The organism is Kaistella sp. PBT33-4 (genome assembly GCF_029194425.1).
Taxonomy (GTDB): Bacteria; Bacteroidota; Bacteroidia; order Flavobacteriales; family Weeksellaceae; genus Marnyiella.
Window position 1 is genome coordinate 304,570 of the sequence record NZ_JARFYL010000002.1, and the last position, 22,964, is coordinate 327,533.

Sequence of the window (22,964 nt, forward strand, 5' to 3'; positions counted from 1 at the left end):
AAAGAATTAAAATGTATAGTTTTTCGCCTAAATTAAAATTAGTTTCTATTATACTCCTCGTTGCCGGTTTGGTTCTTTTTACCGCGGGATATTTTATGAACCATGGTATGGATGATACCAGGATAGAACATATGATGGAGGCTGCTATGAGCTCCGGAGAGAAAGCTCCGTCGCACTCCAGCGAAGTAATGACACCCGCCAAAGATCATGATGGTCATCTTAAGCATGCAAAGCATCAGATCCACAACCAGCCGCTTGCTTCGATACACTTTATTGCGGTGTTCTTTTTCGGAGTAAGCTGTGCGGTAATGTTCTTCTACAGTATTCAGCATGTGGCGCACGCCGGATGGCCAATAATCATTACACGTGTTATGGAGGCTATAGGTGGTTACATCCCTTACGGTGGTGCCATTCTGATCATCATCATGCTTCTTAATATCACACACAACGGTCATCTGTTTCACTGGATGGATCCTGAACTTACAGATCCTAACTCTGATCAGTTTGACGTAATCCTGTTCGAAAAGAAAAAGTTCCTCAACATTCCCTGGTATGCGTTCCGTACGATACTGTATGTGGTAGGTGCTTCATTCCTGGCCTGGAAACTCAGACAGATGTCCAGAAAAGTGGATGAGACCAAGTCTCTGAGAGACTATCAGTACCTTTACAGATGGGCCGTAGGTTATATCGTATTTTTCGGTTTCGCATCCGCAGCGTGGGCGTGGGACTGGTTAATGTCTATTGACCCGCACTGGTACTCCACCATGTATATCTGGTACTCTATGGTATCCTGTCTGTCCAGTGGAATCGCAGTGATCATTATCCTGAGTGTTTATCTGAAGAAAACCGGTTTCCTTCCGCAGTTCAATGATAACCACCTGCATGACTTGGGAGTATTCCTGTTCGCATCAAGTATGCTTTGGACATATACCTGGTTTGCACAGTTCATGCTTTACTGGTATGCTAACGTACCGGAGGAGGTTAACTACTTCTTTGGCAGGTTCGAGCACTATAAGGAAATTTTCTTGCCGATGCTGATCCCGAACTTCCTGATTCCTCTGTTGGTAATGGTGAGTTCAAGTATTAAGAGAAACTATAAAGTAGTGACTACAATGGCATTCATTGTACTGTTTGGTCATGCCTGGGACTACTTCAACATGGTAATGCCCGGTACGATTGGACCATACTGGAGAACTCCGGAACTTTGGATCCTTACCATTGGCGCGGTACTGTTTGTAGTTGGACTGTTTATGTTTGTGGTTCTCCACACCCTGTCTAAACTCAAACTTATTCCTGAAGGTAACCCTTATCTGCACGAATCCAAGATTTACGAATATCCTTTCTAAAGGAAACTTCAACATATCAATCCCCGTTAACTTATGTTTTCGGGGATTTTTATTATCTTTTACAGCTTTAAACCCAAATCCTGACCGTTTAAGTATTCAGCATTTGAAGTTGCTTTTTAAACAGTATGTTAGATGAAAATAACTTAGACTATGAAAACAAAATTTGTCTCCCTGATACTTGCTTTCGCCGCATCCTTTTTAGTTTCTGCACAAACGCTGAAACTGGTTTCCGCTACTTCAGGCGAGCCACTAGCTAATGTCAGTTTTTTTTCAGCAAAAGGTGAACTCTTTACAACATCTGATATTGAAGGCATAGTACAGCGCGAAGCATTATTGCCTGCGCAGGAAACCTATATCCTGATACATGACTCTTATAAAATCGCGACCGTATCTGCAAAGGATCTGGATAGTGGAACGCTGAAGTTGAAGGACAGGATAACTGAAATTGCGCCCGTCATTGTAAGTAACAGGAAGGCGAAATACATGACGGTTCGCGGACCCTTCAATGTTTACCTGACAGTGAACAAAGAATTTAATGTTTATGCGGATGGAATAGCAACGTATGTTTACGACAGCAATACCAAAAAGGTTAAGGACCTGTATATTGAGCAGTACCGTTCATTCACCACGAAAAATGAAAAAGAAGACCGGAAGAAAGTCGCTTCTTTGGTATATACCGGTTTTCTGAAGCTTCCGGAACTGGAGCGTGTTGGCAAAATGCAGGAACAGAAAACCAACCCTAAAAGTAAATATAAAGAGATAAGTAATAACGGGTATACAATGATGCAGTTTAATTCAGCAGGGCTTCAGGATAAGCCGTTCACCATATTTGGATACAGCTTCTATGATTTTATTTATAACAGCACCGTAAGTTTTACAGAGGGTTCCCTAAATCTGCGCGACTTTACTTCGTACACCGAGCAGCTTGATTTTAAACTTAAGCATAAGTCCGAACCGGATTTCCATCAGATGGTTAAGTATGCCACCTTCATCCCGCAGGAAATTGGCTTTACAGACAAACCGCAGCCCACCAAAGTGCGTTTGGATCCTGCCAAAAGTTTCTATAATGAACGTTATTGGGAGGAAACCGGTTTTCCAAATATGCAGCCGGTCTTCAGCAGCTTCAGTGGCCAGGGACTTAACGAGGGGCCTAACAGCGGCCAGCTAAATTAAGAGGTGAAGTATGGGCAAAAAAAGTTAAATTTGTATGAAATGACCTTTCTATGAGAAAATTAACCCTGCTGCTATGTGCGGTTTTCCTGTTATTAATTAGCTGCAAGAAGGATGCTGTAGATTCCACCAATCTTAAAACCTTCCAGTCCAGCATCAACGATATGGCTTCCAGCCTCAATACCCTTCAGCAATATAAATTTAATGAAGCCTTGTATATTCTGAAGACTTTTGCTGTCGATGCGGAAGGCGAAACACACGAACTTGTGCAGCTTTCAAAACTCCTGGAAGGCAAGAAGGTTCCGGACATTTTCCGTATGGCCGACGAGGTGGCCAGGGAAAATGGTATTGACTGGACCAGTACCGGTCCGCCATCATTAGGTGAGATGAATATTTTTGAAGATGTAACGGCTAAGGAATCGGATGCCAACGATATCAGTGCCAGCGCCCTGCGGATAACCACCCGACCCACCCAGTCCGACAGTATACTTGGACCAAAAGCCCTTGTGGTAGTGCCAAGGCTGGTAGATGGAAATGGAAAGAACATCGAATTCAGCGGTGCCGCACTCGAAACGGTAATGGAAGTATTCAGTGGCGGGAATAAGGTTTATACCTCGAAAAATTTAATGCAGGACAATAAATTCTATGGATTTACACTCCGGTTTGATAAACTACCGGCCGAGAAACTTCAAAATAATTCCATCGATATTACAGTAAGTGTGAAAACCAGCTCCAAAACGCTCAAGATGACAAATGTAGGCGTAAAGGTGAATCCAAATGCCTTGCTGCAGCCTCAGGTTGCTGTGCCTGCGGATCCTGGCGACACCGAATTAACTGATCCTTCACTTACCGATCCGCTGGCCCAACCTGCTCCGGGAAATACGCCTGTGGCGTCCGGAGATCCCAAGACCACAGTACAGCGGTTCCTCAACGGCATCAGTACTCAAAACCTACGGTCGGCTTATGAAGCATCAAACAATCCCGCCTGGGGTACCTATGAGAAATTTTCAAATCCAACTACCGGTTTTGGCAGCGTGAAGAGTGTGAATGTGAAAGATATTACCACCTCCGCTTCCAATCCCAATTCAGCCTCAGTTTCAGCAAGCTACGATGTAACTGATAAAAATGGGAGTACCTCTTCATTAAATGTGACATTCGGCTTGAAGAATGTAAATGGTGAATGGAAAATTTCCAGCTATAAAATCAATTGATATGTCAGATTTAGTTCCCAGACTATTAAATACCATTGAAACGGTGCCCGATTTTCCGCAGCAGGGCATTTTATTTCGGGATATCACTCCCATTTTTCTGGATCACCGGCTCTATACTGATGTTATTGCGAATCTCGCGGAATTCAGCTGTGGAAAAGTAGATGCTGTGTGTGGTATTGAGAGCAGGGGATACCTGTTTGGAATCGCGATAGCTGTCGCTATTGGCGTACCGTTTATACTCATCCGCAAAAAAGGTAAACTTCCGCCACCATTTGTGGCCGAAAAATATGATCTGGAATATGGTTCTGCCGAGATTGAAATGCGCGAAGGACAGTTGCAATCCGGGATGCGGGTCCTTATTCATGATGATCTCCTGGCCACAGGAGGCACAACTGAAGCAGCAGCCCGCCTGGTACAGAAGCAGGGCGGCAAAGTGGTTCAGTTCAGTTTTCTCATAGGCCTTAAAGGGTTGCAGGGCGAAGAAAGACTTGCCCGGTTTGAGGCAGAAATTCATAAAATTCTTGAGTATTAAAAGTTTCGGAAGCATTGTCACAAAAATTTTGTTAATCATTCTGAAACCACTAAATTTGCACTTCAATTTTACAGAAATTATGGCAAAACATAAACAAAACGAAAAAACTCCGGAAGGAAAGGAAACAGTTGAATTCTTCAAGGATCTGGATAAGGAAGCTTTACAGACCGAACGTTTCCTGGAGAAGAACTCCAAACTGCTGGTTATTTTGTTTGTTTCAATGGTGGCTGCCGTACTTGTCTTCTTTGCGTACCAACAGTTTGTGGTGGCGCCCAAGAACGAAGAAGCTACTAAAAGTTATCTGGCAGCACAGAAAAATCTGGCCGCAGGTAATAATGCCGATGCCCTTGGCGGGAAATCCGCTGCAAACCCAGGATTCCTCGGTACAGCTAAAGAATTTTCCAATACATCTGTGGGAAAGCTTGCTGCCTACAATGCGGGACTTCTTAAATTTAAGGAAGGCAAATACCAGGAGGCATATGACCTGCTTGATAAGTTCTCATCGGATAATGAAGTACTGATGGCACTGAAATACGGAGCTATGGCAGATGCCAAATCCAACCTGAACAGAAATGACGAAACTCTTTCACTGCTGGAAAAAGCCATGAATGCTTCAGATGATCCTTATACCCAATATTATTTTACCAGGAAAGCCGGTACAGTGGCGCTGGCTCTTAACAAGAAAGATTTGGCGAAAAAATACTTCACTTCTGTTGATGAGAAGTTTAAGGATTATGACAACGGTATGTCCGATGCATACATTGAAATGGTAAAATACTTCTAAAAATGGCAACAGTTAATCTTTCGGATTACAAACCATTACAAATACAAAATGCTGATTCTTTCCGAATTGGCATTGTTGTTTCAGAATGGAATGATTTTGTAACTCACAACCTTCGCGATGGTGCTCTGGAAGTCCTTATTGCGGAAGGTGTAAAGCGCGAAAACATCCTTACTTTCAGCGTTCCCGGTGCATTCGAGTTAAGCTATGCATCCATGCAGCTTTGCAAAGAAAAGCAGTTTGATGCGGTTATTGCCATCGGTTGTGTAATCCGTGGCGAAACCTCCCATTTCGACTATGTGTGCCAGGCCGTTGCGCACGGAATAAAAGACTGTAATATTCTTACAGACACACCCACAATTTTCTGTGTTTTAACTGATGATACCAGGGAGCAATCCATCGCCAGAAGTGGCGGCACATTAGGTAATAAGGGTGTTGAAGCGGCCGTAACCGCATTGCAGATGATTGGGTTCCGTAATAAGTACGGAAAATAATATCCGCGGTACCTTAGGGTTGCATAGGTTAAATGTCCTGTTACTGTGAAATCAGGTGCGGAACGAAGCGGCTCTGGTTATTGGTAATTAAATTCACGCTCTCGCGCACTCCAATACCTGCCGGTTCCTGTCCAACAATCCAGCTGCCGATCACCGGAAAGTTCCCGTTAAAATTTGGCAAGTCAAAAAGTTGCTGATAAATATAACCTTCTTTGCCATAATTGCCGCTGTTTTCTTCAACAGGACGGTAATTCCGAAACAGTGAGATATTGGCGCCCTCCCTCGAATAAAGCGGTTTTTTGGCATAGCTTACGAGATGCCGCGGTTCAAAATAACTTTCAAGAAGGTAGGGATGGTTAGGAAAGAGTTCCCAAAGCACCGGCAGCATGGCTTTGGATGAGGCCAGCATTTTCCACGCCGGTTCTATCCACTGCGTTTTGTGGAGGTTGGCTGCGACATGTTTACCGAATTCTTCAGCCAAAATCCATTCATAAGGATACAGTTTGAAGATCACCTGCATTACCTCGCGGTTTTCATCAATAAATTCCTTTATCTCTTCGGCCCAACCTATGTCCTGTACCGAAATAAACTGAGTTTCAAGGCCAGCCTGAGAGGCGCAGTCGCGCATATATTCCACGGTGGTAACATCCTCAATATTGGTTAGCGACGCAAAATGTACAAAATCGCAGCTCAGATAAGGTCTCAGATATTTCCAGTATTCAACAAGTTTCTCATGAATGGAGTTAAACTGGTCATTTTCCGGAAATTTATCCTTCAGCCAGTACCACTGGACTACTGATCCTTCGAAAAGTGAGGTGGGTGTATCTGCATTAAATTCCAGAAGTTTGATCTGATTGCCATCGTAGCCCAGGTCAAACCTGCCGTAAATGGATGGTGCATCATTCTCCCAGCTGTCTGTAATGGGTTTTCGGAACCATTCCGGTATCTGGAATTTAAAGAAAAGGTTTTTTGAAATTACATGTTCCACGGCTTCCAGATACATCTCCCACAATTCCCCAGTTGCCTTTTCCAGATTATCTGTCTCAGCGCGGCTGAATTCATAATAGGCGCTTTCGTCCCAATAGGCATCTTCCAGGGAATGGAAACCGAAGCCAAGTTCTTCCAGTCGCTGCTGCCAGTTATTACGTGGAGTAGTTAATATTCGGTTCATGTCAGGACGAAGCGCTTTTGTCGGAATTGCCCATTCCACCGCGTACTACATTTCCTTTATAGGCATTTCTGCCAATGTTTGAATTTGGGGCTAATGCCCCGTTATAATAGCCTCGCTGAAATCCATTGGCACCTGCATAGCCATATGGACGAAATACATGGTACAGTAATAGGCCTGTCATAAAACCATGTGCCGGACTGTAGCCCGCTGTAGAATCGGATCGCATATACACTTTTTTCTCGCCGTCCCAGGATTTTTCCTCAGTAGCAGGTGTGCAGCTGGCTAAAATTCCGCTTACAAAAAGTAGGGTGATCTGCTTGCTCTTCTTCATGGCTATTGAACAGTGATATAGAATTCGTAATCTTTTTTGGTGGTGTGCTGTGCCGAACTTCCGTTTTGCTCTACGGTTACCAGGGTATCCCCTAATGATGGAATGGTATCCATGCTGATGATTTCGCGGGCCATGCTGTTATTTACCCAAACTTTATGGTGCGTTACCAATACGTCTGCGGAGTCCAGATGCTTCACCGAGACTTCCGTTTCTATAGAGGATTTTTTTGGGACAGACTGCACAGTTTCATCGGTAGATTCGGTACTGTTGCAGGCCAAAATAAGTAACACGGGAAGTGCCGTACATACTCGGCGTATTTTTTGATGCATCGTTTCTGTAATAAAAATCAAAAGTAGTGAATACTTATTTATTTTGTCAGAATATCTAACTTTGATTATCAACCTAAATTAAAATAAACTATGAAATGGACTGGGGACCGTAGCGGTAATGTGGACGACAGAAGAGGTGCCGGGGGCGGAGGACTGCTGGTAGGCGGCGGATTAGGCTCTCTTATAATTGCCGCAATTGTATTTTTTCTTGGGGGCGATCCGTCCGCAGTTCTCAACACCGGTGGATCTTCCTCCGCACAGACAGAACAGCGCGACCTGACGCAGGAAGAATTACAGGTAAGGGAATTTGTGCAGATGCTGACGGCGGAAAACGAGCAGACCTGGGACAAAATATTTTCTGAAAACGGAATGCAGTACAGTCCGGCAAAAGTGGTTATGTTTGAAGGTATGACTCAGTCCGGATGCGGCACAGCGCAGGCGGCTATGGGACCTTTTTACTGTCCGGCCGATCAGTCCATCTATATGGATATGAGCTTTTTTTCTGAATTGCAAAGCCGCTTTGGCGCCCAGGTTACAGAATTCTCTGTAGCTTATGTCATGGCACATGAAATGGGCCACCACGTGCAGAATCTGCTCGGTACCCTTCAGAAAACCGAACAGCTGAGAAGGAGTGGTAATTATTCTGAAAGCGAAATGAACCAGGTCTCAGTGGCTACGGAACTGCAGGCCGATTTCTATGCAGGGTTATGGGCACGGTACACCGAAAACCGTGAGAAGTTCCTTGAGCCCGGTGATCTGGAAGCAGCTATGAGTGCTGCAGAAGCAGTAGGCGATGATAATATCCAAAAACGGTCTCAGGGATACGTAAACCAGGAAAGTTTTACCCACGGAAGTTCTGCGCAGCGTAAGCAATGGTTTATGAAAGGTTACAATACGGGTGACATAAGGCAGGGCGATACCTTCAACGCTTTACTGAAGTAGATTTGAACAAATTAATAATTCCTGCTTATATTTAGGCAGGAATTATTATTATGAGCCTGTATTTCATAGCTTTTGAACCACCACCTGAAGTTGCAGAAAAAATCAGGGAGATTACAAAGGATTTCGCAGAGCGTTTTGGTGCAGAGCGCGCTCACAACAGTTTTCCGCACCTCACGCTGATTCCTCCGTTCAATTATGACGGGCAAAATGAAAGTGAGGTGACAGGCAGATTGATGAAAATGGAATTAACGGTGTTTCCGTTTGAGATATATCTTAGGAATTTTAACTGCTTCAACAAACCTAAAAGTCCGGTGATTTTTCTGGAACCTGAGGCAAACACTACCCTTCAAAAACTGTATTTGGAGGTCAATGCGGCGATGTCTATATTCAATTATGCGCAGCATTTTCATCCGCACCTTACCGTGGCTTTTCGTGACCTAAGTCCACAGGCATTTATAAATGCCTGGAGCGAGTACCGTTATAAGAAAGCAGACTTTCATTTTCGGGTAGAAAGAATCAGCCTCTACAAACATTCTCACGGAAAGTGGTGTCCCGTTGTTCACCGTGATCTTCCTTCGGATAGATAAAAAAAGCCACCGTAATTCGGTGGCAGTGATAATCAGATAGAATCTGCTGAGAGCAGTATTTTTTCCAGTATTTTCATCGTGATCATGTAGGTTGGTTTCACACCTGTAAGACCCAGGCCACCGGATGACAGGGTGGAGCCGGTTTCCAATGGATTATCAGATGCGTAGTAGGCATAGCAGACAAATAGATCGGGTGATATATGGTGTCTGATCTTGGAAGCTACCTGAATGGCCTTATGATAATGCGCACCTTCCATCTCCAGGCCTACGGCGTTCCATGTAGTATTCATAAAATAACTGAGAATGTCTTTATTTTGTAGGGAAGTACCAAGAACCGTAATCATGGAACCTTCATACGCTTTAATCTCATCATCTTCGAAATCTTCAAGTTTCAGTGCGTTCTCAAATACGTAGTTGTCCGCTGTACCCTCGAAAATATGTGAGGTAGGGATCATTATGTCTCCTTTGCCACCCGTTAGTATTCCGGCTTTTCCCATTATGGAAATGGACTTCACCTTCATGGTATATACTTCCTGATTGTGCTCATACGGTCTAAGCAGTTCGTCCATAATTTCATATGCCTGCTCGCCGAAAGCGTAATCAAAAACAAGGATTACATCATCTCCGTTATAGTTAATATTCTGAAAGGGCGTGTTCGTAAGGTCTGTTTTCTTTAAATCAATGATTTGGACATCTATATTGCTTCCGCTGTTGTCATCAATATAAATAAGTCCCTGACTTTGGGAATGACTGAGAACTTTTTCCTGAAGTGACCGCTGGTTGCTGATTTCCTGATAAAAAGAATAATCGACTTCATCACTGGATTTCCGGCCTACAGCCTCATTTCCGTACAGCATGTTTTTTACTGAGTGCATATTTGCAGAAATGATATGCAGTGGGCGCATATGGAGATTATTGGTCACCAAAACTTCTTTTACGGCATTTGCCCATTTCTCGCCAAAAAGGTGGTGGCCTACACGCTCCCTTAGGATCGCACTGAAATAAATTTCGCGCTCACGAATACCTTTCAGGTCGTCCAGGCTGGTCTTGCCCAGATAATAAATGATTTTAAAGAGGCGGTCAGGATTTTGATCGTCGCCAAAACTGTTGTACGCATGCAGAACTTCGTCAAAAGTCCGTCCCAAAAGAGAGGAGAGGTGGATCAGTGCCACTTCCTTCTCTTTGCGGCTTAGTTTATTTTGGCCTTTGGCAACATCCTCAATGATCCTCCATGTCCTTGTGGGTTTGTAATCCTCGTCTTTGCGGTAGCCAAGTTCACGGATTTTATCGGCTTCAATATAAAGGAAGGTAAGGTGGGTGAGTATATCGTAGATTTCAGAACGGCCCAGCAAAACTTCAATGTTCATTTGCTGCTCATCAATGCGGTAGCAGTTCCGGCGGCGCTTCTTTGGGACGATTACCTCAAAACTGCCTTTTTCAAAGCCTTCATCTGATGTAAGGTGCACAAAAGCCGTTTCCTCAATTCCCGCCGGCAGGCGGTCCAGTACGTAAAGTAAACCGTCAAGCTCCACCTTGTTGGATACGGCCATGGAGCCGTATATTTCGGGAGAGATTACCATTAATAGATTTCGGATTGATTCACCGGATACACCTCCGGGTTTAAAAAAACCTCTGTAAAAGAGGTGTCGCATGGTTACATAAAGGCGTTCTATTGCTTCTGTAGTTTCGCGGGCTCGTAGGTTTGTTGCCATAAATTATAGTGAGATATATTCGTTAAAGTTATAATTAATGACGAACAAAGTTAATAAATTTATAGTTAAATATAAATGAATGCTGTGTAGCACTCTTACATTCAATTATTGTCCTTTTAACATCAAAAACTGCATCTAACTTAAGTGTACCCCTTGTTTTTGGATTGTCCTTGTTAAAAAAGAGCCATATTTTTCCATTGACCCCCTTAAAAGTTTTTAATTTTTATTTTCTTATATTAAAATTGTATAAATTTGCAGTATTAAAAATCACAATATATGTCCACTCTAAGATTTAATGCATTAAAAGAACTTCCTTTCCGTAATTACAGGAAAGACAACGCAGTTGTAGTTCCCGGAAAATTGTCCGAACTTTTCTGTGAGAATGTTTTCTCCGAAGAAACCATGCGTGCTTACCTTACCAAGGAAGCTTTTACCTCTATTCAGGATGCGATAAAAAGAGGAGCCAAGACACCGCGGAATATTGCGGATCAGATTGCGGTTGCTATGAAGGATTGGGCCCTCAGCAAAGGTGCCACTCACTACACGCACTGGTTTCAGCCGCTTACGGGTTCTACTGCCGAGAAGCATGACAGCTTTTTCACACCTTTCGAGAGCGACCGCGCCATTGAACGCTTTAACGGCAGCATGCTGATTCAGCAGGAGCCTGATGCTTCTTCCTTCCCAAACGGTGGAATTAGGAATACCTTTGAAGCACGCGGCTATACTGCCTGGGATCCAACATCTCCGGCTTTCATCATTGGTACTACATTGTGTATTCCGTCTATCTTTATCTCCTATACGGGCGAAACGCTTGATTATAAAACTCCGCTGCTGCGCGCAATGCACGCTGTAGATGTTGCAGCTACAGATATCTGCAGATCATACTTTGATAAGAATGTAACCAAGGTAATTCCCACTTTGGGTTGGGAGCAGGAATATTTCCTTGTAGACAGTGCACTTTATCAGTCCAGACCCGACCTGGTACTTACAGGTAAGACCATGTTGGGGCATTCGCCTGCAAAGGGTCAGCAGCTGGATGATCATTATTTTGGTTCCATCCCGACGCGGGTAATGAATTTTATGAAGGAACTGGAAATTGAGTGTATGAAACTCGGAATTCCGGTGACTACACGTCATAACGAGGTAGCACCAAACCAGTTTGAGTTGGCGCCAATGTTCGAGGAAACCAATGTGGCTGTAGACCATAACTCGCTGCTGATGGATATTATGGCCAGAGTGGCACACAAGCATCATTTCCATATCCTTTTCCACGAAAAACCTTTTGCCGGCGTAAACGGCAGTGGTAAGCATAACAACTGGTCATTGGCTACCGATACAGGTGAAAACCTGCTCAGTCCCGGGAAGAACCCAAAGAAGAACCTTCAGTTCCTTACCTTTTTTGTTAATACACTGAAAGCTGTTCATGATTATGCCGATTTGCTTAGGGCAAGTATCGCATCTGCAAGTAATGATCACCGTTTGGGTGCCAATGAGGCTCCGCCTGCGATTATCTCTGCTTTTATAGGCTCGCAGCTTTACTCTGTTCTGGAGGAGCTGGAAAAAGTAACAGACGGTAAACTTAGCCCTGAAGAAAAAACAGACCTTAAACTGAACGTGGTGGGCAAGATTCCTGAGATACTTCTGGATAATACCGACCGTAACAGGACCTCACCCTTTGCCTTTACGGGTAATAAATTTGAATTCCGTGCCGTGGGTTCATCTGCAAACTGTGCAGAGCCTATGACAGCGCTTAACGCGATTGTAGCCAGACAGCTTACGGAATTTAAGAAAACTGTAGAGTTTAATATCGAGAAGAAAAACCTGAAAAAGGATGAAGCGATATTCAATACCCTGCGTGAGTATATCAAGGACTGTAAGAATATTATGTTCGAAGGCGACGGTTACTCGGACGATTGGGCTGTTGAGGCCGAAAAGAGAGGGATGAGTAATCTGAAGACCACACCCGAAGCACTTAAGGAAGAGCTTAACCAAAAGTTTGTAGATCTTTATCAGGAGTTGGGAATTTTCAATCACAGGGAATTTGAGGCACGTAATGAAATCAAACTTGAAAAATATTCCGCAGTAATTGATATTGAAGCGAAAGTGCTTTCCGATATTGCGCGTAACCATATTATTCCGGCCGCGCTGAACTATCAGAACAGGCTGATTGAGAATGTTAAAGGACTGAAAGAAATTTTTGGGGAGGAGGAATTTAAACCACTGGCAAAAGAACAGATGGAATTAATCAAATCTATTTCTGCAAATGTATCCCAAATTAAAACCGGCGTAGACGAATTGCTGCGGGCTAAAGAAGCTGCCCGAGCCACCACGGGAAGCCAGGAACAAGCCGAGATGTTCTGTAATGATGTAGTGCCGCGCTTTGAAAAAATCCGTACAGCAAGTGATGAACTGGAAATGATGGTTGACGATGAACTTTGGCCAATGACCAAATACCGCGAATTGCTTTTTACCAGATAATTCACCGCATTATTTTATCAATAATCCCGCCCTTTCTGTGGCGGGATTTTTTTGATAGCAGGGACCTAATTGCAATAACCGTGCAATTGCCTAATAATTAGTCGGATAGAAAAATTTCTATTTATTGAATTATAGATGGATTTTATATAATTAATAGATTTAGCAGATGAAATGTTAAGGAATCTTAATAAAATTAAAGCCGCAAATCCCTGTTTATGGGGATTGCGGCTGTTATTTATTTAACATAGCGCTTTATTGTGTTAAAATCTGTTAAACCAAGAAGCAGGAATAAGGCAAAAAACGCCTGTTAGGGCCCTTTTATATAATTTTGCCCTGCATTTCAATCACAACGATATGGTTTTAATGCTTCAAAAATTTAAAAGATAGATATGAAGAAAAGCGTTTTACTTTACTTTACTGTACTTACTTCAATTTTTACTTTGCAGTCCTGTGTAACTAATTACGTTGTAGCCGAACCGGCTCTATATTCTAAAGAATACAAATCGAATGCCAAAATTTCTTCCGCTGATGTTAAAAGGATGGAGGAAAACAAGCAGACCTTGATCAACAGTTTTGCTTCAGAAAAGTCTACAAAAATGGCGATCCTGAACAACCTGGAGAAGAAGGCGGAAATGGTGAAAGCTATTAAATTCGCCAAGACCATTGACGGAATTATTGAAGAAGCTACAACCTACCTGGGTACACCTTACAGATACGGTGGTACAACCAGAAGCGGGATTGACTGCTCTGCGTTTGTTCTTTCAGTTTTCGGTTCAGCTGCCGGCGTAAATTTGCCCAGAGTGGCTGCTTCGCAGGCGCAGGAAGGCGAGAAAGTTGAAAAAACGGAACTGCAGCGCGGCGATTTGGTGTTCTTTTCACAGGGACGCGGTCGTATTTCACACGTAGGTATTGTGGAGAATGTAACAGAAGATGGTGATGTGAAGTTTATTCACGCAGCTACTTCCAGAGGTGTAATGGTTTCTTCTCTTAATGATAAATACTGGGGTCCCCGATACAGATTTGCGAAAAGAATACTGAACCCGGATTTAGTTTCAGCTCAGGAAAACCTTGCCGGAACACTGAATTAATTGACTCTTATTATACAGCTTACTGCGTCTGACCCCCGGTCAGACGTTTTTTTATGTAAAGGGGGATTACCAGGTGCTGGTTATTGCTTCGCATAGGATGAGGAAACATTACTGATCGATGTCTGCAGGTCAGTTAAAGCATTTCATAATTATACGTTTTCCCACCAGTACCGCCATGTCCGGTGCCTGTACCGAAAATATCTGCTCTAATTCCGCCCTTGCAGGATGTTTTTATATTTTTCTGTGTACTCTTGCAGTGATGGTATCGCTGAAATTGCAAATGGGGCAAATAGATTGAAATTGGGCATCCTGGCGTTAATTCTAAAAAACTCATTCCTGTTATCTAATTCATGGTTTCACGTGATGCAGGCGCATTGAGCAACTGCCCTCAGGCCGTAAATGGGTCCGCAGGAAGAATATAGGTGATTTGTTTAGAAAAGTGAATCACTGAACTGAGATTGCCTCTGTTCTGCTCAGCAGTGGGGTGAGTAAAGCTGTAAAGGTTTAACTGTATGAACGACGTAAAAGGCCGTAATCAGGATTCAGCAGGAGCGGATAATCAAATCCCTAGACCAGTGAATTCTTATCCATATAGTTCAGCTTGAAAAATATGAAAGTCATTATGGAAAACGCGAGTAGTGAACTTCCGCCGTAACTGAAATAGGGCAAGGGAATACCTACAGTTGGGAAAAGCCCCATAACCATGCCTATATTGATGCTGAAGTGCATCAGCAGTATAGATGCAAGACAGTATCCAAAGATTCTGTTAAATGCCGTTTTCTGGTTCTCTGCCAGGTAGTATATCCTGCCTATATAAAGAGCGTACGCCAGAACGAGCACGGAACTACCCAGAAACCCCCATTCTTCGCCTACTGTACAGAAAATATAATCGGTTTCCTGTTCGGGTACAAATTTACCCTGAGTAACTGATCCCTGTCTGTAACCTTTGCCGGTTAGTCCGCCGGAGCCTATAGCTGTTTTTGAGTAAAGAAGGTTGTAGCCCGACGTGTCGCGGAACGCTTTCTCTCCTTTATAAAGCACTTCTATTCTTTCGCGCTGGTGTTTGGGGAGTTTTTCAAGTACATGAGGTGTAGCGAAGGCAATGCCGCTTAAAATGGCGACAACAAATCCAAAGGTACCAATGCTTATTACATTCCAGGAAATACTCCGGAAGTTAATAAGCAGATACAGTCCGGAAAGCACCAGAATTCCTATAAATACATAGAGCGGATCTACTGCTATGGAAATCAGGAAAACCGCCGCCAGAATAAGACCGACTCCAAAGAACCAGCCATTTAATCCCTCACGGTAGAGTGCAATAAAAAATGCCGTGAAAACAAGCACAGACCCTACGTCGGGAATGGCTAGTACAACCAAAGCCGGTACAGCAACAATGGCGAGGGTGGTGTAAAGGGATTTTCTGTTATTCAGATTAAAATCCGGTCCCGCTACGTAGGTGGCAAGCATGAGTGCCGTGCCGATCTTGGCAAATTCAACGGGCTGCATTGTGAATCCACCGAAACGGTACCAGTTTTTCTGGCCAAGAATTTCCGTACCGAAAGGGAATAGTCCGATCAGAAGCAGTATTCCGGATATGTAAAAGATACCCGAAAGATTTTCAAACAGTTTTGTACGTGCGAGAAAGATAAAAATTCCTACCGCACAAGATATCCCAAAAAACAGCAGCTGTTTGTTGCCCAGGCTGTTATCAACGCTGTAAATATTTGCTATGGCAAAGAGGCAGATTATAAAATACAGCCCCAGTCCTACTTTGTCTATACCTTCAGCCCACTTCATTTTGTAGTGTTTTTAGGGGTTGCGCTGTGCATCCGCAGTCTTACGGAATCACGTTTATTAATGAGCTTAGCACGGGTCTGGGCATCACCGGCTGCTTTTATACTGTCCTCCAATTGATGGAGATATAGCGAATCCTTGTCCGATGCGCGGTACAGGCCTTTTCGCTTCAGGTCCGATATCCACTGCCTTCTGTACTCCGGCATAAAACTGGCGTTCACCATTTTTTTGTAAAGATGCTCGCGTTTCAAGTCGCCGGTCAGATACTTTTCTGCAATAACAGTGGAGGCGGGACCGGCCCATGTGGATCCGAAGCCCGCATGTTCCATTACAGCAACCACCACAATTCTTGGTTTATCTGCCGGCGCAGCCATAACATAAATGGAGTTGTCTTTTCCCTGCGGCACCTGCGCGGTACCTGTTTTGGCCAGCTGCGTAAATTCTTTGGATATCAGTCCTCGCCCGGTGCCTTTCAGTACCACAGCTTCCATTCCCTTTATAATGGGTTCAAAGTGTTTTGGATCTACAAGCGTATGATGTTTTTTTCTGAATCTTGGATCGGGATTGGGCTTGCCGTCAACGGATTTCACAATATGGGGAGTGTAGTACCAACCGCGGTTTACTATGGCGGCCACGGAATTTGCCATCTGCAAAGGTGTAAGTAGAACATCGCCCTGCCCCATACCGTTGAAGACGGCACCGGTGGCCAGGGGATCCCATTTTTTTACCCTGCCGCGGCCTACAGCTTTGTTGATGGCTTCCATCCTGTTTTCATAAAACTCGCCGCTTGGGATCCTGCCTTTGGAACCCACTGCCAAATCATTGTTCAGAAATTCACCCAGCCCAAAACTGCTCATGATTTTTTTCCATTCGTCTACACCTTTGCTGGGGTTACCCGGATATTTGTTGATGATGGCCAGATAAGCGTATGAGAAATGGCAGTTGCTGGAAGCCTGTATCGCAGGTATAAGTGGGTCTGCACCTCCGTGTCCTTTAATCCGTAGACCCTTGTAGTTGAAGCCTCCACCGCAGGGGAATATCGTATTTTCATCCATCACACCCATTTGCATGGCGGCAGCGGCAGTAAGCAGCTTGAAGGTGGAGCCGGGTGGATAGGCCGCCTGAACAGACCGGTCAAATGTAGGTCTGTTATTATAGATGGTATCCATTTGAAGGCGGTACAGGTTCCGGGATTTCTGTGGTCCGGTGAAGACATTCGGGTCAATATCAGGCCCCGTAGCCATCACCAGGATTTCGCCGTTGCTGGGATCCAGCGCAACTATTGCACCGTGCTTGTCCACAAGCATTTCCTCCGCCATTCGCTGCAGGTCGTAGTCAATGGTCAGTGTTATGTCCTTGCCGGTAACTTCTTCTTTATCCAGTTCGCCGTCCTTATACGAGCCAATGTCCCGGAGTTTGATGTCTTTCTGGATGTACCGCATCCCTTTTTCGCCGCGCAGATACTTTTCGTAAGACTTTTCCACTCCTGATTTACCGATAAAGTCGCCCGGACGGTAGTAAACAGAATCTTTTTTCAGGTCCCGTTCTCCTACTTCGTTGGTATAACCCAGAAGGTTGCCTGATGTATTTACCTCATACTGCCGTTGCGGTCTGCTCACAATACTGAAAGCCGGATATTTGAATATGATTTCCTGAATCCTGGCCACTTCTTCGCGGCTCAGGTTCTTCATGAATGTCATTGGTACCAGTTTGCTGTAATACTTTTCTTTTTTCAGAGCTTCAATACGCTGTTCAAATTCTTCCTTCCGGATTCCAAGCAGTCCGCAGAAGCTCAAAGTGTCGAAATCCGGTCTCATGAGCGCCTGGGTAAACGAGATTTCATATGCCGGCTGGTTACCGACCAGGATCTTACCGTTCCTGTCAAAGATGACTCCGCGCTGCGGGATGATGTATTCAATCTTGATGGAAGTATTGGCGGCGTTAAGGGCGTAGCGGTCTGTGAAAAGCTGCAAATAGGAAAGCCGTGCCACAAAGATGATGGCAATGATGATCAGTACCGAAATGATTTTGAGGAACTGAGGTTTCAAATGCGTTGTTTTATTTTAAAGATGAGGGCGTAAAGTAGTATAAATACAAACGAAAAGAGCGTGCTGATAATTATATTAAGCAGGATTTCCAGAATTCTGCTCAGTTTAAAAAACTCAATATACTGCACCAATAGCTGGTGAAAGAAAATAGCCGATATGATAAACAGCAGGAACTGTGGCCACTGAAGGGTAGAAAATGTAAAGAAATCAGTGGTAGTATCCGTTGAAGTCCTGAAAATCAGCGTACGGTAATAGGCTACCGCTGTAGTTGCGAATGCATTGATTCCCCACGTGCCCAGGAATGCATCAATACTGAGTCCCAGGACAAAACTTAGAACCAGAAAATGGTAGCGGTTTCTGAAAAAGGGGTAGAACATGACGAATACCGGATAAAGTACGGGAGTATACTCCCCGAAGAGAGTGATCCTGTTCAGTATGAATATCTGCAGTGCGGTTAGGAAGGCAATGAGAAGTATATCTGTAAAAATTGTTCTGCTAATCATCTTCACGCTCTATGGTTACCTGCAATGAATCCTGAATCTTCTGCACTTCGGCTTTTTTCAGGTTTTTCACTACATAAATTTTACTCAGGGTGCCCATTTTTTCACTAAGCTCAACTGAGATGTCCCAGAATCCTGTTTTCCGGTCCACTTCATAACCGGCAACAGTGCCAATCATCACTCCCTGCGGGAAGATCGCGGACTTACCGTCGGTCTCCACAGTATCACCAATTTTTATTGGAACATATTTAGGAATGTCTGAAAGGTGCATGATGCGTGAATTTTCGCCCTGCCAGGTCAGTGTTCCGAAATAGCCTGAGTTTTTCAGCGCGGCATTGAGCCTTATCTTGTTTACGCTAAGCACCGATTGTACCAGCGCATAACTGTTGGTGGTGTTAATCACAATACCTGCAATTCCCTGCGGTGCTATAACACCCATCTTAGGATAAACACCGTCCCTGCGTCCGCGGTTGATGGTAAAGTAATTGTTCTTTCTGTTAATGGAATTATATACTATTTCTCCGTCTACAAAAGTATACACCTGCCCACCACCCAGGGTATCATGCACCTTGCGGAAGGTCGGTTTGCTGAAACCACCTTTGCCGTATACCTGTTCCATGAGCATTTTATTCTGAAGAACAAGTTGCTCATTAATCTGCTTAAGCTTCAGGTAAGAAGTACCCTTGTCAATATATCCGGAAGCACGGCTGTTGAAGGCAGCCGTTTGGGCAGCCAGCCAGGACTGCTGCATGGCATTGCGGGTGAAGATGAGAACTACCGCAACAAGTTGCAGCAGCAAAAAGAACATGAAAAGACCGTTCTTTGAAAATAATCTCATCAAAAATCCCATCCCGAATATGTAAGTGAATTATTACTTTATAAGGAAGTTGAACTTATCCATATTTTTAAGTGCAATTCCGGTACCGCGAACTACGGCACGCAGTGGATCTTCGGCTACGAAAACAGGTAATCCGGTTTTCTTGTGCAGCCTGTCCGCCAGTCCGCGCAGTAATGCACCTCCGCCTGCAAGGTAAATACCTGTCTTGTATATGTCTGCTGCCAGTTCGGGTGGGGTAAGGGACAGGGTTTCCATAACTGCATCTTCAATACGGATAATAGATTTGTCCAGGGCGCGGGCAATCTCTTTGTAACCCACCATAATTTCTTTCGGTTTTCCTGTGATGAGGTCTCTACCCTGCACCGGAATGTCTTCCACATCAACATCAAGGTCTTCCAAGGCAGATCCAACTTCAATTTTTATTCTTTCCGCCGTTCTTTCACCAATATACAGATTATGATGCGTTCTCAGATAGTACGCAATGTCATTGGTAAAGACATCTCCGGCAATTTTCACCGATTTGTCGCAAACAATGCCTCCCAAAGCAACAACGGCTATCTCTGTTGTACCACCTCCTATGTCGATGATCATATTACCTTCAGGTTTCTGAACATCAATGCCTACTCCAATTGCCGCAGCCATTGGCTCATAAATAAGACGTACCTCTTTCGCATTCACCTTCTGAGCGGAGTCACGAACAGCACGTTTTTCAACCTCGGTAATTCCGGAGGGTATGCAGATTACAATTCGCAGTGCGGGCTGGATGAGTTTTCCTTTAATTCCCGGAATCTTTTTTATGAACTCCTTGATCATGTGCTCAGACGCATGAAAATCCGCAATTACACCGTCTTTCAGCGGACGGATGGTTTTAATGTCTTCATGGGTCTTTCCCTGCATATGTTTGGCCTGCTCACCTACGGCAATCGGCTTACCGGAAGAGCGTTCAATGGCAACGATAGATGGCTGATCGATAACGATCTTGTTGTTATGTATAATCAGCGTGTTAGCTGTTCCCAAGTCAATCGCAATCTCCTGCGTGAACATATCAAATAAACCCATAATATTTTTCCGATTTCTTTTAGTCAAATCAAGTGCACAAAGATATAAATTTAGAACCATTTCAGGAGCCGGCGACCTCAATATTTGGTTAAAGTTTTATTAAAAGTAGATAGTTCTTTCTGATAAAAATTTGGTCATATCCATCTTTTCGAGAAGGGTTGGCATTTACCCTTTTGTTTTATCATGATATTTAAAACTGTGTGCAGAAAGGTAATTTTTGCGGTTTTTGTAAAGTGCGGAATAAATTGGTGGCTGGGGGAGAAAGAAGTCCCAAATGTGTAGGAGACTTTCTGATTATTAAAGACATAATGCTGATAATGATCACCGGGGATCAGGGTGCAGGTTAATTAAAATTTCAGTATTTTTGCAGTTGCGTTATGAATAACCTTCCTGAAATAAACAAAACAGCCAATTTTGCCGTCCTTAGCGTAAGTTACGAGAAAGCCGATGCTGAAACCCGCGGGAAATTTGCCTTTTTTGAAGAGCATATCAAGGATTTTGTAAAGTCGCTACATCAGGAAAGTATCGGAGATGCTTTTGTTGTGTCCACCTGCAACCGGACTGAAATTTATACCACCTCAGCAAATTATCTTCTGGTAGCCGAGGAGTTCTGTAAAACTACCGGCGTAAGCCTCACTGATTTCCTGCAGTTTGCCAATATTTATACCCGGGAGGAAGCTCTTAATCATCTATTCCGCGTGGCAGGCGGACTCGAAAGTCAGATTATTGGTGATTTTGAAATTATTGGGCAAATCAAGAATGCCTATAACCGCTTCAAGAAAGAAAAGCAGAACAGCAATCCTTATCTGGAACGTGCAATTAATTCTGCCATACAGATCTCAAGGAAAATCAAGAATGAAACCGGGATATCAAACGGCGCTGCCTCGGTGTCCTATGCCGCCGTACATTATATACTTAATCATCAGAAGCAGCTCGCGGACAAGAATATCCTGCTCCTTGGAACGGGTGAGATAGGGCAGAATACTGTTGAGAATTTAGTGAAACATATCTTTGAGCCCAATATAAAGGTGATGAACCGCTCGCTGGACAAGGCGGAAAAAATTGCGGAAAAGTATAAGATTCCCCATATTGCTATGGCAGATCTGGATGCGGAGCTGAAATCCACCGACATTCTGATCGTGGCTACAGGAGCTCCTCACCCGATTATTAACAGGGATCATTTTCCAAACGGCAAGGAAACTTTGGTCATTGATCTTTCTATTCCGCATAATGTGGACAAGAATGTTACCGAAAACCCAAATGTACAGCTCGTAGATGTGGATCAGCTATCGGCACATATCCGTGAAACCATGTCCCAGAGGAAAAAAGAGATTCCAAAGGCTGAAGAGATCATCAGGGAAATGAGTAAGGATTTTGCCGAATGGGAAAAGAAAAGAAAGATGGTACCCAAAATTCATCACTTCAAGGCGGTGCTGAAGAACATGGAGCGTAACGAGATGCACAATATTCACCGCAAGCACAGATATGTGGGAGTGGAAGACATGGAGCTCTCCGACCGTATGATCCAGAAAATAACCAACCGCTTTGCAAAGTACATCATAGACCATCCCTGGAAGGCTGAGGAAGTAAGTAAACTGATGCACGAAATTTTAGTGGAACAACCAAACAACGAATTCAATGAAAAGCATTAGAATCGGAACCCGAAATTCTCCGTTGGCATTGTGGCAGGCCCGCGAAGTTGCACGCCACCTTCAGAACAATAATTACAAGACAGAAATCACACCCATACTGTCCTCCGGCGACAAAAATCTTACGCAGCCACTCTATGCGCTAGGTATAACCGGCATCTTTACGCGTGACCTTGATACCGCACTTCTGAACGGCGAAATTGATATCGCTGTCCATTCACTTAAAGATGTGCCTACATCACTTCCGGAAAATATCGAACTTATTGCTTATCTGGAGCGCGATTTCCATCAGGATGTATTGGTAAGGAAAGCCTCATCGCTTGAGAAGCCCCTGCATGAGCTTAAGGTAGCCACAAGCAGTTTAAGAAGAAGGGCTTTCTGGCTCCGTGAATTTGCACATGCTGAGTTTTCTGATATCAGGGGAAATGTGCAGACCAGACTGCAGAAACTTGAAGACCTGGACTTCGATGCCACCATCTTTTCACTGGCCGGAATTAAACGGATGGAACTGCCTGTTGAGTATGAAGAGCTTCCCATGATGATCCCGGCACCATCCCAGGGGGTTGTAGCGGTGGCCGGACTCAGTTCAAATACCGAAATAAATAATGTTGTAGCGCAGATTACGCACGACGAAACGGAAAAATGTGTGCGGATGGAAAGACAGTTCCTGAGCACCCTGGAAGGAGGCTGTACAGCACCCATCGGAGCTTTTGCGGAAATAAAGGAAGGACAGGTACGCTTTATTGGCCGCCTGTGCTCGCTGGATGGGAAAGACTGTATAGAGACCGATAAGATCTTCAGTTTCGAAGAAAACCGCAACTATGGTAAAGAACTGGCGGAGGAAATACTCGATAACGGCGGGCGCCAAATTATGTCTGTGATAAAGGAAACACTTAAAATTTAA

At 44.0% G+C, this 22,964-nt stretch carries 21 protein-coding genes; 12 read left to right on the plus strand and 9 right to left on the minus strand.

Annotation, left to right across the window (positions count from 1 at the left end):
• Nucleotides 1-11: 11 nt before the first annotated feature.
• The 6 genes from P0M11_RS04395 to ribH all read left to right on the plus strand — a co-directional run bounded on the left by P0M11_RS04395 (nucleotide 12) and on the right by ribH (nucleotide 5,534).
• Nucleotides 12-1,346, plus strand: coding sequence for a quinol:cytochrome C oxidoreductase (locus P0M11_RS04395; protein ID WP_158063032.1), 1,335 nt, complete (start codon nucleotides 12-14; stop codon nucleotides 1,344-1,346).
• Nucleotides 1,347-1,496: 150 nt separating this feature from the next.
• On the plus strand, nucleotides 1,497-2,519 hold the full coding sequence (locus P0M11_RS04400) for a hypothetical protein (RefSeq protein WP_275624619.1): 1,023 nt from the start codon (nucleotides 1,497-1,499) through the stop codon (nucleotides 2,517-2,519).
• Nucleotides 2,520-2,569: 50 nt separating this feature from the next.
• The gene (locus tag P0M11_RS04405) at nucleotides 2,570-3,727 is read left to right on the plus strand and encodes a hypothetical protein (RefSeq protein WP_275624620.1); all 1,158 of its coding nucleotides are present in this window, start codon (nucleotides 2,570-2,572) and stop codon (nucleotides 3,725-3,727) included.
• Nucleotide 3,728: 1 nt separating this feature from the next.
• The gene (locus tag P0M11_RS04410) at nucleotides 3,729-4,259 is read left to right on the plus strand and encodes an adenine phosphoribosyltransferase (RefSeq protein ID WP_158063035.1); all 531 of its coding nucleotides are present in this window, start codon (nucleotides 3,729-3,731) and stop codon (nucleotides 4,257-4,259) included.
• A gap of 79 nt (nucleotides 4,260-4,338) precedes the next feature.
• On the plus strand, nucleotides 4,339-5,043 hold the full coding sequence (locus P0M11_RS04415) for a tetratricopeptide repeat protein (RefSeq protein WP_275624621.1): 705 nt from the start codon (nucleotides 4,339-4,341) through the stop codon (nucleotides 5,041-5,043).
• A 2-nt stretch (nucleotides 5,044-5,045) separates the two neighbouring features.
• Nucleotides 5,046-5,534 (plus strand): 6,7-dimethyl-8-ribityllumazine synthase, encoded by a 489-nt coding sequence (gene ribH, locus P0M11_RS04420; protein WP_158063037.1) that lies wholly within the window; start codon nucleotides 5,046-5,048, stop codon nucleotides 5,532-5,534.
• Between the two features lie 40 nt (nucleotides 5,535-5,574).
• Here ribH and P0M11_RS04425 read toward each other — a convergent pair whose 3' ends face one another.
• Genes P0M11_RS04425 through P0M11_RS04435 form a run of 3 tightly spaced genes read right to left on the minus strand, consistent with a single transcriptional unit; the run spans nucleotide 5,575 to nucleotide 7,365 of the window.
• Nucleotides 5,575-6,705, minus strand: a complete 1,131-nt coding sequence (locus tag P0M11_RS04425; protein ID WP_275624622.1) for a glutathionylspermidine synthase family protein — start codon at nucleotides 6,703-6,705, stop codon at nucleotides 5,575-5,577.
• A gap of 1 nt (nucleotide 6,706) precedes the next feature.
• Complete coding sequence (locus P0M11_RS04430) at nucleotides 6,707-7,036, minus strand: hypothetical protein (protein WP_275624623.1); 330 nt, start codon at nucleotides 7,034-7,036, stop codon at nucleotides 6,707-6,709.
• Between the two features lie 2 nt (nucleotides 7,037-7,038).
• Nucleotides 7,039-7,365 carry a hypothetical protein gene (locus P0M11_RS04435; protein WP_158063040.1) on the minus strand — a complete coding sequence of 109 codons (327 nt, stop codon included), beginning with the start codon at nucleotides 7,363-7,365 and terminating at the stop codon, nucleotides 7,039-7,041.
• Nucleotides 7,366-7,455: 90 nt separating this feature from the next.
• Here P0M11_RS04435 and P0M11_RS04440 point away from each other — a divergent pair, with 90 nt between their 5' ends.
• Both P0M11_RS04440 and P0M11_RS04445 read left to right on the plus strand, forming a co-directional pair.
• Complete coding sequence (locus tag P0M11_RS04440) at nucleotides 7,456-8,307, plus strand: neutral zinc metallopeptidase (protein ID WP_275624624.1); 852 nt, start codon at nucleotides 7,456-7,458, stop codon at nucleotides 8,305-8,307.
• Nucleotides 8,308-8,357: 50 nt separating this feature from the next.
• A complete protein-coding gene (locus tag P0M11_RS04445) occupies nucleotides 8,358-8,894 on the plus strand; it encodes a 2'-5' RNA ligase family protein (RefSeq protein WP_275624625.1) in 537 nt (178 codons plus the stop codon).
• Between the two features lie 32 nt (nucleotides 8,895-8,926).
• Here the strand turns inward: P0M11_RS04445 and P0M11_RS04450 are convergent, their stop codons facing one another.
• Nucleotides 8,927-10,606, minus strand: coding sequence for a hypothetical protein (locus tag P0M11_RS04450; protein WP_158063043.1), 1,680 nt, complete (start codon nucleotides 10,604-10,606; stop codon nucleotides 8,927-8,929).
• 276 nt (nucleotides 10,607-10,882) lie between these two features.
• Between P0M11_RS04450 and P0M11_RS04455 the strand changes: the two genes are divergently transcribed.
• Both P0M11_RS04455 and P0M11_RS04460 read left to right on the plus strand, forming a co-directional pair.
• Nucleotides 10,883-13,084, plus strand: coding sequence for a glutamine synthetase III (locus P0M11_RS04455; protein WP_275624626.1), 2,202 nt, complete (start codon nucleotides 10,883-10,885; stop codon nucleotides 13,082-13,084).
• 389 nt (nucleotides 13,085-13,473) lie between these two features.
• The gene (locus P0M11_RS04460) at nucleotides 13,474-14,172 is read left to right on the plus strand and encodes a C40 family peptidase (RefSeq protein ID WP_158063045.1); all 699 of its coding nucleotides are present in this window, start codon (nucleotides 13,474-13,476) and stop codon (nucleotides 14,170-14,172) included.
• Nucleotides 14,173-14,739: 567 nt separating this feature from the next.
• Here P0M11_RS04460 and rodA read toward each other — a convergent pair.
• Genes rodA through P0M11_RS04485 form a run of 5 tightly spaced genes read right to left on the minus strand, consistent with a single transcriptional unit; the run spans nucleotide 14,740 to nucleotide 20,411 of the window.
• Nucleotides 14,740-15,969, minus strand: coding sequence for a rod shape-determining protein RodA (gene rodA, locus P0M11_RS04465; protein ID WP_275624627.1), 1,230 nt, complete (start codon nucleotides 15,967-15,969; stop codon nucleotides 14,740-14,742).
• Nucleotides 15,966-18,014 carry a penicillin-binding transpeptidase domain-containing protein gene (locus tag P0M11_RS04470; protein WP_275624628.1) on the minus strand — a complete coding sequence of 683 codons (2,049 nt, stop codon included), beginning with the start codon at nucleotides 18,012-18,014 and terminating at the stop codon, nucleotides 15,966-15,968. Before P0M11_RS04470 ends, rodA begins: the two co-directional genes overlap by 4 nt.
• A complete protein-coding gene (locus tag P0M11_RS04475; protein WP_158063048.1) occupies nucleotides 18,011-18,517 on the minus strand; it encodes a rod shape-determining protein MreD in 507 nt (168 codons plus the stop codon). The genes P0M11_RS04470 and P0M11_RS04475 overlap by 4 nt, the downstream gene beginning before the upstream one ends.
• Nucleotides 18,510-19,364 (minus strand): rod shape-determining protein MreC, encoded by an 855-nt coding sequence (gene mreC / locus P0M11_RS04480; RefSeq protein WP_275624629.1) that lies wholly within the window; start codon nucleotides 19,362-19,364, stop codon nucleotides 18,510-18,512. The genes P0M11_RS04475 and mreC overlap by 8 nt, the downstream gene beginning before the upstream one ends.
• Before the next feature lie 21 nt (nucleotides 19,365-19,385).
• Complete coding sequence (locus P0M11_RS04485) at nucleotides 19,386-20,411, minus strand: rod shape-determining protein (RefSeq protein ID WP_158063050.1); 1,026 nt, start codon at nucleotides 20,409-20,411, stop codon at nucleotides 19,386-19,388.
• 377 nt (nucleotides 20,412-20,788) lie between these two features.
• On the opposite strand from P0M11_RS04485, the gene hemA reads away from it, so the two are divergent.
• A complete protein-coding gene (hemA, locus tag P0M11_RS04490) occupies nucleotides 20,789-22,063 on the plus strand; it encodes a glutamyl-tRNA reductase (RefSeq protein WP_275624630.1) in 1,275 nt (424 codons plus the stop codon).
• On the plus strand, nucleotides 22,050-22,964 hold the full coding sequence (hemC, locus tag P0M11_RS04495) for a hydroxymethylbilane synthase (protein WP_275624631.1): 915 nt from the start codon (nucleotides 22,050-22,052) through the stop codon (nucleotides 22,962-22,964). The genes hemA and hemC overlap by 14 nt, the downstream gene beginning before the upstream one ends.

Bases quoted from the DNA above. Each gene is read 5' to 3' on its own strand.
- P0M11_RS04440 (WP_275624624.1), top strand. From the start codon at position 7,456: ATGAAATGGACTGGGGACCGTAGCGGTAATGTGGACGACAGAAGAGGT.
- P0M11_RS04415 (WP_275624621.1), top strand. From the start codon at position 4,339: ATGGCAAAACATAAACAAAACGAAAAAACTCCGGAAGGAAAGGAAACA.
- hemC (WP_275624631.1), top strand. From the start codon at position 22,050: ATGAAAAGCATTAGAATCGGAACCCGAAATTCTCCGTTGGCATTGTGG.
- mreC (WP_275624629.1), bottom strand. From the start codon at position 19,364: ATGGGATTTTTGATGAGATTATTTTCAAAGAACGGTCTTTTCATGTTC.
- P0M11_RS04410 (WP_158063035.1), top strand. From the start codon at position 3,729: ATGTCAGATTTAGTTCCCAGACTATTAAATACCATTGAAACGGTGCCC.
- P0M11_RS04425 (WP_275624622.1), bottom strand. From the start codon at position 6,705: ATGAACCGAATATTAACTACTCCACGTAATAACTGGCAGCAGCGACTG.
- P0M11_RS04405 (WP_275624620.1), top strand. From the start codon at position 2,570: ATGAGAAAATTAACCCTGCTGCTATGTGCGGTTTTCCTGTTATTAATT.
- P0M11_RS04435 (WP_158063040.1), bottom strand. From the start codon at position 7,365: ATGCATCAAAAAATACGCCGAGTATGTACGGCACTTCCCGTGTTACTT.
- ribH (WP_158063037.1), top strand. From the start codon at position 5,046: ATGGCAACAGTTAATCTTTCGGATTACAAACCATTACAAATACAAAAT.
- P0M11_RS04445 (WP_275624625.1), top strand. From the start codon at position 8,358: ATGAGCCTGTATTTCATAGCTTTTGAACCACCACCTGAAGTTGCAGAA.
- P0M11_RS04450 (WP_158063043.1), bottom strand. From the start codon at position 10,606: ATGGCAACAAACCTACGAGCCCGCGAAACTACAGAAGCAATAGAACGC.
- P0M11_RS04430 (WP_275624623.1), bottom strand. From the start codon at position 7,036: ATGAAGAAGAGCAAGCAGATCACCCTACTTTTTGTAAGCGGAATTTTA.
- P0M11_RS04485 (WP_158063050.1), bottom strand. From the start codon at position 20,411: ATGGGTTTATTTGATATGTTCACGCAGGAGATTGCGATTGACTTGGGA.
- P0M11_RS04460 (WP_158063045.1), top strand. From the start codon at position 13,474: ATGAAGAAAAGCGTTTTACTTTACTTTACTGTACTTACTTCAATTTTT.
- P0M11_RS04455 (WP_275624626.1), top strand. From the start codon at position 10,883: ATGTCCACTCTAAGATTTAATGCATTAAAAGAACTTCCTTTCCGTAAT.
- hemA (WP_275624630.1), top strand. From the start codon at position 20,789: ATGAATAACCTTCCTGAAATAAACAAAACAGCCAATTTTGCCGTCCTT.
- P0M11_RS04400 (WP_275624619.1), top strand. From the start codon at position 1,497: ATGAAAACAAAATTTGTCTCCCTGATACTTGCTTTCGCCGCATCCTTT.
- P0M11_RS04395 (WP_158063032.1), top strand. From the start codon at position 12: ATGTATAGTTTTTCGCCTAAATTAAAATTAGTTTCTATTATACTCCTC.
- P0M11_RS04475 (WP_158063048.1), bottom strand. From the start codon at position 18,517: ATGATTAGCAGAACAATTTTTACAGATATACTTCTCATTGCCTTCCTA.
- rodA (WP_275624627.1), bottom strand. From the start codon at position 15,969: ATGAAGTGGGCTGAAGGTATAGACAAAGTAGGACTGGGGCTGTATTTT.